Origin of the sequence: Streptomyces sp. NPDC051677, from assembly GCF_044453465.1 — a bacterium.
GTDB lineage: Bacteria > Actinomycetota > Actinomycetes > Streptomycetales > Streptomycetaceae > Streptomyces.
Genome location: NZ_JBITCT010000003.1, coordinates 163,210 through 173,537 on the forward strand (window position 1 = coordinate 163,210; position 10,328 = coordinate 173,537).

The 10,328-nt window shown below is 75.4% G+C and carries 4 protein-coding genes; all 4 read right to left on the reverse strand.

The features are described 5' to 3' along the window. Positions 1 to 3,276: tubulin-like doman-containing protein (locus ACIBAF_RS05185; RefSeq protein ID WP_399461726.1), on the reverse strand; the 3,276-nt coding region annotated here is incomplete at its 3' end. Positions 3,277 to 3,489: 213 nt separating this feature from the next. Beyond that, positions 3,490 to 5,853, reverse strand: coding sequence for a VWA domain-containing protein (locus tag ACIBAF_RS05190; RefSeq protein ID WP_399461727.1), 2,364 nt, complete (start codon positions 5,851 to 5,853; stop codon positions 3,490 to 3,492). Positions 5,854 to 6,100: 247 nt separating this feature from the next. Beyond that, entirely contained in the window at positions 6,101 to 7,192 is a 1,092-nt protein-coding gene (locus ACIBAF_RS05195) for a hypothetical protein (RefSeq protein ID WP_399461728.1), read from the reverse strand. Continuing rightward, entirely contained in the window at positions 7,189 to 10,275 is a 3,087-nt protein-coding gene (locus ACIBAF_RS05200) for a hypothetical protein (protein ID WP_399461729.1), read from the reverse strand. Before ACIBAF_RS05200 ends, ACIBAF_RS05195 begins: the two co-directional genes overlap by 4 nt. Positions 10,276 to 10,328: the final 53 nt, after the last annotated feature.

The window sequence follows — 10,328 nt, forward strand, 5'->3', positions numbered from 1 at the left end:
CCACTGGGGTGTGCCGGTCGCCGCCTCGGCGGGGGCCGGGCGGTGCCAGGGGTCCGGGGGCGCGGACGCCGGTCCGGGTCCGGGCTGGGGGGCGGGGTCGGGCGGGGTCTCGCCGGGGCGGTCGCGGACGGGTGCGGCGCCGCCGGTGAGGCGGCCCATGCGGGTCCACTCCTCCAGGGCGCGCAGCGTCGACTGGACGGCGTGGGCCTCGTTGGGGAACGCGAGGTCGAGGGCGCCGGGCAGGGACACAGACCAGAACTCCCGCAGCGGGCGCAGCCATTCGGCGATCCGGCCGCCGTACATCCGCTCCCGCTCGGCCAGCAGGTCGAGTTGGCGCGGCGCCACCTCGTGGACGAGCTTGAGGTAGAGGGGCGAGGGGCGGCTGCCGGAGGTGCCGAGGCCGTTGGGGAGGGTGTTCATCAGGACCCGGCAGTAGTCCTCGACGATGGCGTCCTCCTCCAGCAGCGCCCAGCGCTCGTAGGCGCGCAGCAGACTCGCCCAGCTGGAGACGCCGTCGCGGTGGTCGTCCAGCCGGAGGGTGAGGCCGGGGGCCTCGGGGCCCATCTCGTCGTGCAGGCGCAGGGTCACGCGCTGCGGGGACGCGGGGTCGCCCTGGACGTCGACCCGCCCGTTCCAGATCACGCACAGCAGGCGCTGCAGGATGTGCCTGCGGTCGTCGGGGGTGCAGGCCAGCCAGTCGTCCTGGTGGCCGAGCCGCTGCCGCCAGCGCAGGACGTCGTCGTCGCGGCGGTCCTCCTGGGCGCGGGCCCACTGCCGCATGACCTCGCGGGCGCCGGGCACCTCGGTCAGGCTCATCTCGCTGCGGAACAGCACGACGGTGATGGAGTCGGTGTCGACGGGCCGGAAGACGATGCTGCGGCGGCCCTTGGGCAGGTGGAGGGCCTTCTCCAGGTAGTCCTCCAGGACGGTGCGGCGGCCGTGGGTGCTGGGGTAGGTGATGAGGACCTTCAGGGGGCCGTTGCCCTCGGGGGTGAAGCCGGCCGGGAGGAGTCCGGCCAGCTTGTAGGTGAACTGCTCCAGCGCGGGCTTGCTGACGTTGCGGGCGGCCTGGCCCTCGCCGACGGCCGCGGACAGGAGCGTGCCCATGCTGGGCAGCAGCGGCTGGGCCCGCTGCTGGGCTCCGGGCTCGGCGAAGAGCTGCTCGACCCGCTTCTGCAGGACGGTCTTGACCTCCGAGACGGCGGCGGCCGGGTTGCGCCGCCCCGCGGTGAAGGCCGCCTCCCAGCGGTCGGCCGAGACCAGATGCGTCAGCAGGTCGGCCTCGTCGCCGCCGCGGCCGAGCTGGGCGCTCTCCACGAGCCGGTCGATGAGGTCCTCGTAGAAGTCGCGCAGGCTGTTCTGCGGGGGCAGCAGGTAGGAGACGCCGGCCCGGTCGTCGTAGAGCTCCTTCAGTCCGGCGGCCCAGGCCCGGGGTTCCTCCTCCAGGTGTTTGTCGAAGGCGTCGGCGAGCTGGCCGATGTCGTGCCGGAGGTCTTCCGCTGAGCGGCGCCAGCGGGGTTCCTGTTCGTCCCAGGCGCGGTGCCAGATGTCCTTGGCCCGCCACGCGTACCAGCGGTCCTGCTCGTCGAGGGCGGCGCGGACCTCCTCGTCGCCCCAGCGGGCCCGGGACAGTCCGCCGGCCCGGCGGCGGATGCGGGGCACGGACGGGGGCTGTACGTCGACGCCAGCCGGGCGGGACGGTTCCTGACGGCGGTTCTCCAGCATGCCGAGGAAGCCGAGTCCGGCGGCGCCGGGCTGTCCGGGCACGCCCTTGACGACCGCCTCCAGGCTCAACAGGTCGACCTTGCGCAGCAGTTGCTCGGCGGCCACCCGCGGCACGAACGCGTCGGCCAGCGCGGGCACCTGCCGCTTGAGGCGGGTTTCGAGGTCGCCGAGCAGGCGCTGCATCTCCTCCAGCCGGTCGCGCAGCGCCTGCTGGATCTCCGAGGTCCCCTTGGGCACCGGGTCCGGGTCGGGCACGGGCAGCGCCTCGCGCCGCCAGAGGGGCGCGATGCCGGCGGCGGTGAACATCTCGTGCACCAGGGAGCGGACGTCCAGGGCGGTGTGGGCGCTCGCGTCGGTGAGCCGTCGGACGGCCAGGGCGAGCATCCGGGCCGCGACCAGTTCGGCGAGCTCGTCGAGCGGGGAGGTCATAGCGGCGACCAGGCTGGTGGAGATGCCCCGGTGGCCGATGCCGGTGGCGGAGCGGGTGCGGCGGTCGACCTCGGCGTTGATGAAGTTGGAGGAGAACGTCTGGTCGTCGTGGTCGGTGCCTCTGGCGGTGTCGCCGAGGTCGGTGCCGATCAGCGACATCACCAGGGAGACCATGGAGCGGCGCAGGTCGTCGGGGCGGATGCCCGCGGTGGGGCTGAACAGGAAGGCCGTCGGGACGGTGCCGGTGCGCAGTCGGACCGGGTGCATCTGCGGGTAGCGCATGGCGGTCGGGTCGGGCCGGCCGGTGTCCCCCAGGTTGGCCTTGGGGTCCGGCACGTTCTGCTCGTCCACCAGCCGGGACAGGTCCACCACGGCGCGGGCGGCGTTGAGTTCGGCCCGGCGTCCGCCGCCCTTGCCCGGCGGGAAGGCCTTCGGCATGACGACCAGCGGGTAGACGCGGGCGGACAGCCGCTTCTCCTTGAAGACCTGACCGATCAGGTACAGGTAGTCCAGGAAGATCCCGGCGCCGGTGCCGCCCGCCACCGAGAACGCGACGAAGACGTCACAGCCGTTGAGGGGTCCGCCGCCCAGTTCGCTGAGTTCGCCGCCGGACAGGCCGATCGCGTCGATGGCCCGGCGCAGCGGGTCGAGCACCGGGGCCGGGCCGTCGCGCAGGGTGGCGAACAGGGCGGCGCGGCCGACGGTCGGCAGCTGTCCGGCGCCGCTGCGCAGCGGGGTGACCTTCGGTTCGTCCTCCACCGGGGGCAGCCAGCCGGCCACCTCCGTGCGGAGCACGGCCCGCAGCATCTGGGTGACCTCGGGCGAGCTGTCGAACTCGGCGGGCAGCAGGTCGTGGGTGGCGCGCGCGGTGCGGGAGTACGCCTGCCGCAGTGCCGGGTCGGCGCTGAGGTGGGGCAGCTTGGCGAGTTCGGCCTCGCTGTAGTCGGCGTACACGAACTGGACGCAGTCGGGCAGTTGGTGCGGGAGCCGGCGGCCGTCGCCGGTGAGGGCGGTGCCGTCGGGCCCGCAGAGTTCGGCGCGGAGACGGCGTTCGAGTTCGGCCCCTACCAGGCCGCCCGTGCCGCCCAGGCCGACGAACAGCATCGGCTGGAATATCTTCATCGGTGCGATCCCCTCCGCCCGGGCGGCGGTTGACGGCCCGGCAGCGTGTCTGTGTGGCCCGGCCGCCTGGGCGGGGCCGGTGGTGTGGTGTGCGCGGGAAGGCGGGACTGCCAGGGCTCCCGAGGACCCCGAGGCCCGAAAGCCTCAAGGGCCTCGGGACCTCGTGGCTTCAAGGGCCTCAAGGGCCTCAAGAGCGGGCGATCCGCCGTCCGGTCACAGATCGGGGTCGTAGGCGTCGGCTCCGGCGGCGGGCACCCGGGGGGTGTCGTCGTGGACGGCGCGTGCGGGGGTCTGCCCGTGCGCGTCCCGGCGCGGCCCGGGGGCCGTGCGTGCGGGACGGCCCGGGCGGGCGGGACGGTCGGCGGGTTCGGAGCGGCCGGGCCGGGGGAACGGCAGGCGCAGGCCCAGGCCGGCCGAGGGGCGCCGGACGCGGCTGCGGGTCGAGTCGACCTTCAGCCGCAGCTCGCCGGTGAGCGGCGCCGTCTTGCCGTACGCGATCGCGGTCCCGGAGTTCTCCGGGGTCCGCAGCCGGGCCATGCGCTGGGCGTCCCGGCGGACGGCGAAGCGGCCCTGCCGGTCCGGCACCAGCCGGGGGTCGGTGCCGACGCCCGCGACGACGCCGAAGCGGTACTCGGGGCCGTCCGTGCGCACCTGGATGGTGCTGACGGGCCGTTCGCCCTGGCCGTCCTCGTCCGGGACGAGCAGGGTGAGGACCAGGCCGCGCACGTTGTGGACGCGCTTGCGCTCCAGCAGCCGCCAGCCGGTCCAGGCAGCCGCGGCGACCAGCAGCAGGCCCAGGGTCAGCAGCAGTTTCCAGTGCTGTTCCGGCCAGCCCGGCATCGGTGTCACGCGCAGGGTCAGCAGCCGGGCGTCCAGCACCCGCGCCGGCTGCCCGGTGTCGTACACCACGAGCTTGGCCGAGACCGGGCCGGGGCGTACGCCGGATCCGACGCGCACCTCGGCCTGCACGGTCCGGGTCTGCCCCGGGTCGAGGTGCACCCGGGCCGGTGTAACGGTGAGGTCGCCCCGCGAGCTGTCCTCCAGGATGAGGTGCAGGACCCGTGCGCTCGTGGAGTCGTCGGACGCCTTCAGGGTCACCGGCACGCTCGCGCCCGGGTGCACGGTCGCGTCGGAGACGCCGACGTGGGCCTGCACCTGCGCGTTCTCCGCGGCCACGCCCGTCACGAAGGGCCGGTGGTCGGCGGTGAGCCCGATGGCGGTGAGCACGCCGGTCACCTTGAGGCGGTCGGTCGCCGTCCGCGGGATCGTGACGGCGCCGGTGAACCGGCCGTCGCCCGCGTGTTCGTCGTTGCCACGCCCGTCGTCGGCGAGCCGGACGGGCCGGGGGGTGAAGCCGGCGCCGTCGAGCGTGGCCGAGACCTTCAGTACGTCGAGGTCGGCCGGGTCGGCCACCGGCTCGCCGTTCCAGGTCTGGAGCTGGAGGCCGACGGTGGCCTGCTCGCCGGGGTGCGGGGTCGCGGGCGTCATGACGATCGACGAGCGCAGCGCGCCGCGCCACTGCACGCCCACGCTGGCGAGCCGGTCGCGGTGTCCTTCGGGCGCGCTCAGGTCGACCGTCCAGGTGCCGGGGCGCGGGGCGACGATGCGCAGCGACTCCACCTCCTGCTCGGCGCCGGTGAGGTCGTAGGAGGACACGCCGTCGTCGCGGGCCCCGTCGATCTCCTGGCCGCCGGGGGCGCGGATGCGCACCCTGACCGCCGGGTCGCCCTTGGAGACCACGATGGTGGCCAGCGTCGCCAGCGGGGAGATCCGCAGCTTGATCGTGGCGGGCGGGGTGTCCTGGGCGGTGGCCTCGTAGATCATGCAGCGGGCGCTCGCGAACGCCTTCTGGACCGCCTCGCCCAGCGCCGTGGAGTCCTTGACGACCTGGGACGTGGGCCTGGCCTGCGCCAGGTCGACGCAGGCGCCCTGGTAGCCGCCGGCGGCCATGGCGCGCAGCGCGTCCGGGTCGGGCGAGCCGAAGCCGAGCGGCCAGATCTGCACCTTGGCCGCCCGGGCCTCGGCGAGGGCCGCTCGCAGTTCCCGGCTGCCGTTGGCCTTGCGGCTGTCGGCGTCCGCGCCGTAGGCGGGGCTGTCCGAGACGTCCAGGACGCCGTCGGTGAGCAGGAAGAGGATCCGCGGGCCGGCGACCGACTCCTCGGAGAGGCGGGCGATGCCCTGCCGGATCGCGGCCGGGAAGTCGGTGCCGGTGCCCTCGCCCTTGCCGCGCCGGTCGAGCTTTCCGACGCAGTCGCCGATCTTCTCGCGGGCCACCGTGTTCAGGGCCGTGGGCGGGCACACCTCGTCGACGGCCTGCTGCTCGTCGTTGTCGGCGCTGGCGAAGCCGAGCACCGTCAGCCGCGAGCGGGGGGATATCTCGGCGAGCGCGATGCGCTGTGCGGCGTCCCGCTCCCGTTCCACGTCGGCGGCGCTCAGGCTGCTCGACTCGTCGACGGCGACGGCCAGGTTGATCGTGTCGGACGCGTCGCCGGCGGCCCGGCCTGCCGCCCCGGCAGCCCCGGGCGCGCCGGACGCCGGGACGCCGGCGCCGATCAGCAGCACCGCGGCGAGGAGCACGGCCGCGGCGCGGGCGGAGCGGCGCGCATGACCTCGCGTGCGCGCCGCGGGCGTGGCCCGATGCGCAGGACTGCGCGCAGGACGCTCGGGAAGCCCGGAAAGCTCGGGACGCGCACGAAAACCTCTCGAACATTTGCTTAGATATCGGACATCACCGCTGGACAGGTTCCCCACGTTCCCCACTTCGCCTTTCGACTGTGTCCCGCCGTACCCCGACCCCGGCCGCAGCGCGCCGCGGCCGGGTTGATCACCCCTGCGGACCCGGCGAACCCGGCGCCCCCGGCGTCGTGTTCCAGTAGTCGTCGTCGCGCCGCCTGCGCCGGTTTCCGCCGTCCGGGGCGGGCCGCTCGTCCGTCTCGCCGTCGAGGTCCGGCCACGGCGGGACGACGTCCTGGGGCTCCGGGCGGGCGCGCGGCGCCGGAGGCGGCGCCGGGAGTTCCCTCGGCGGCGGCACGAAGGGGCCGGGCACGGCCGGGGGCGGCTGGCCGCCCGGGGTCAGCGAGGCGAGGACCCTGGTCCGCAGGAACCCCTCCAGCTCTGGGCTGGTGATCCGGCCCTGGTCGAGCATGCGGAGGAAGAACTCCTGTGTCTCGCGGCGCCCCTGGGCCTCGTCCTCGCGCATCATGGCGATGACGTCGGCCACCTCCTCCCTGTTGCCCATGGCCATCAGGTAGGCGAGGCGGCCCTCCGCCGAACTGGTCGTCACCTGGTAGAAGTCCGCGAGGCGTTCGGTCACCGCCTGGTGCTGCGCGGCTTGTCTGCGCGCCTCGGCGACCTGGCTCTTGCGCATGTCGTCGGTGTCCACCTCGACGAACAGCTGGGTGCGCAGGCCCACATCGGCCCCGAGGCCGGCCCAGCGTTCGGCCTCGGTCTCCGCCAGGATGGCCTGGTTGGCCCGCTGCGCGTCCTCCACCGCGAACCGGCCGGAGACCTGCCGCAGCCGGGAGACGATCTCCGGTCCCAGGTCGCGCTCGACGCTGGCCAGACGCACCTCCGCGACGCGCTGGTAGTCCGTCACCTCCCAGCGCAGCGTCACCTTCGTCCGGAAGAAGGTGGCCCCGTCGGCCGCCGGCAGGTCGACGGTGAAGACCGTGGTGTGCCGCCCGCGGGCTATCTCGCAGACGCTGACGGGCCGCGCCCAGTAACGCCGGGGCACGAGTATCTGCGTGCCCTGCGAGGTCATCAGGCTGCATCCGCCTCCGTCGTAGTAGACGACCGAGGCGATCTCGGCGCTCGTCTGCTGGAACCTGCCGCTCCCCTGCAACACGCGTGCGCGCAGATAGGGCCCGGCGATGATGTCCGGCAGACCGTCGGTCCCCGGCTGCCCGTTGTCGGTCACGGCTGCTCCCCTCCTCGGCCACGCAGGCCTGCCCCCACCGCGTCGAGCACATGGCCGACGAAGCGTTCGTCCATCGGCTCGCCCGGGTCGGCGGCCAGCGCCTCCAGGACCCAGGTGAGCCGTTGCCAGTCCCGCTCCTCGCGGACGAGGAGGGGGAGGAACCACACGAGCGCTCGCAGCAGTTCGCCGCCCGCCGCCGACGCCGCGTCCTGTTCCGCCGCGCGCAGCCAGGACGACAGTCCGTCCTGGGCGCGCTCACCGGACAGGTGGCTGTCGAAGACCCGCCAGAGCAGTGCGGCCAGCGGACCGGCCGCCTCCGGCACCGTGACGGCGATCGCGAGCGCCAGGGGCCAGTCGCGCAGCCGGCCCAGCTCCGCGTCCACGGCCACGACGTCGGCGCGCGGCACGGCCGGGCGGCCCGGGACCGTCCGCCACAGCCCGGGGAACCGGACCCCGGCGGCCCTGCCCGTCGACGGCCCGACGCCCACCCGGCCCGGTCGGCGGGGCCTGCGGGCCCGGCCGGAGGGGTCGACCGGCGCCGTCGCGCCCTCGCTCGGCTCACCGTCTCGGTCGCCGTCGACGTCGCCCTCGACCTCGCCACCGCCGTCTCCGTCGCGCCGATCGCCGTGCGGGTCGAGGTCCGGGCCGGGGCCCTCGGGTTCCCAGTAGTCGTCGCAGGGCGCGGTGCACAGGCGTACGCCGGTCAGCAGGGCGAGCTCGCGGCGGTCTCCGGACGCCTCGACGGCCCATTCGCCCAGCAGGGTCAGCGTCTCGGCGGCCCTGCTGCCCGCGGCCAGCCGGGCCAGGGCGTAGGACGCGACCTGGAGGTGCCTGCCCTCGTCCCTGACGCCGAGGCGGCCGAGGAGTTCCACCGCGGTGCGGGTGTCGGGTTCGATCCTGCCGTGGCCGAGGGCCACTGCGGCCGTCCAGCGCAGACCGGCGTCGTCGGCGTGCGCCCACTCGTCCACGACGGCCCGGACCGCCGTCCGGTACGGCTCGCGGCGGCCGGCCTGGTCCAGGGCGGTGGCGGCGGCGTACCGCCTGCGGGCGGAGCGCGCGGAGGCGAGCGGGGAGAGGAGCCCGACGAAGCCGTATCCGGGGTCGGCGGTGCACAGTTCGCCGGCCGCGAGGGCGGCGCGGACCCAGACCTGGGGCCGGGGGTCGTCGGCGAGGGCGCGCAGCCAGCGGACGATCGGCGCGCGGGCCGCGTGGTGGCTCTGCCACACCTCGGCGAGCACCGCGCCGGCGAAGGCCTCCCCGCGGTAGCGGACCGTGCGCACCGGCAGCGGCACCCCGGCCAGGCTCTCGTCCTCGGTCTCGCCGAACTCGGCGCGGGCGGCGGCGAGAAGGCCGTCCCAGTCCTCTGCGAAGACCGGGCGTCCGGGTTCCTGGCCGGGGGTCCGGGCGGTCAGCAGTTCTCGGGCCAGCAGGTCGGCGGCGTCGGCGACCGCGCTGAACGCCTCGCCGTCCAGGACCGCCAGGGCCACCCGGAAGGCCGCCTGCCGCAGCAGGGCGCGGGTCGCCTCGTCGGGGCCGTCCGCGGCGGTCGGCCGGTGGCGGGCGTCGGCGAACCAGGCCCGGACCTGGGCGCGCGCCATGTCGCCGCAGTGGTCCAGGAGTTCGGCCCTGGTCAGCTCGCCGCGAAGGTGCCGTACGACGAGCGCCGCCAGGGCGTCGGTCTCGGCGGGACGGAGGTCGTCGAGGGGGATGCCCAGCGCCTGGCGCAGGAGGGGATGGCGCAGGATCCGCTCGCCCCTGTCCAGGGTCTCCGGGTCCGCCGCTTTCCCCTCTTCTCCCTCTTCTCCGTCTTTCCCCTCTTTCCCCTCTGCCGCCGGGCCGTCGGCGAGGCGTCGCGTCAGATGCCAGGACAGCAGCTCCGACGCGGGTGCGCAGGGGCAGCGCAGGGCGTGCCGGCCGGTCAGCAGGGCGCCGGCCGGGGTGGACGGGGAGGCGACCAGGACCGCGTACGCGTCCCGCCGGGCCAGGGCCGCGGCCAGGGCGTCCAGGTGTGCCTCGCTCGGCGGGGTCCAGTCGCCGGGCGCGTCGGGCAGGTGCAGGACGAATCCGCCGCCGGGCGCCACACGTCGGGCGACGGTGGCGGGGTCGCGGAGGATGTGGCCCAGCGAGGATGCGTCCAGGCGGGTCACCTGGCCGGGGGTCAGGTCGGGCGTGAGGCCGGGCGTGAGGCCGGTGTCCACGGGTCCGCCGGGAAGGGTGTCCCCGCCCGGGACGGCGCTCTCGTCGCCCTCGTCCGGGCGCGGGTTCCCCTCCGGGTCGGCGGGGACGGTGAGCCCGGTTCCGGCGGTGGGGCGGGCGGCCTTGCGGACGGCGCCGGTCAGCTCCTCCAGCAGGCACAGCGCGGTGGTCCGGCGTCCGGTGCCGGGCGGTCCCACGACGACGAGCACCCTGCGCTCCAGCAGCGCCTCCTTCAGGGCCTGGTAGCCCTCGGGGGCGCGAAAGGCGCTGCCGAGCCGTACGAGTTCCTCCTCCGGCACCTCGCCGAGGACGGCTGAGCCACTGTCGCCGGTGCCCACATAGACGTCGCCGAAGTGCGCGTGGCCGAAGCGGGAGCGGTCGAACACGCTGTTGTTGCCCCGGACGGTGAACCGGGCGCGCCCTTCGGAGCGGGACCGGTTGGCGGCCCGGGCGCCACCCGCGCCGCCGTCCGCCGCGAGGGGGTCCCGCATGGCCTCCCTGAAGCGCTCCCCCTCCCGCCGCTGCCTCTCCTCCCACTCGGCCCGTGCTCGCTCGGCAGCCTCGTCCTTGCCCTCGACGCCCCCGGACCCCTCACCCCGGTCACCGCGCCCGGCGTCACGGCTCCCCTGGCCGTCACGCCCGTCGCGGCCGTCACGTGCGGCGTCGCGGCCGTCACGTGCGGTGTCGTGGTCGTCGCGCCTGCCGTCCCGGTCGCCGCGTGCTCGGTCGCCGTCGGCACGCTCGTCGGCCCGGTCACGGTCGGCGTACCGCTCTTCGCCGGGCGGCCCGAGTCGGTCCCGTCCGGCCGGCTGTTGCTGCGGGACCTGCGCGGGGCCCGCGTGCGCCGCGCCCGCGTGCGCCGCCCCGCCGTAGCCCTCCGCCCTCACGCGGGCGCTCCGTCAGCACCCGCGCCCCATGTCTCTCGGCGCATGCGCGGTTT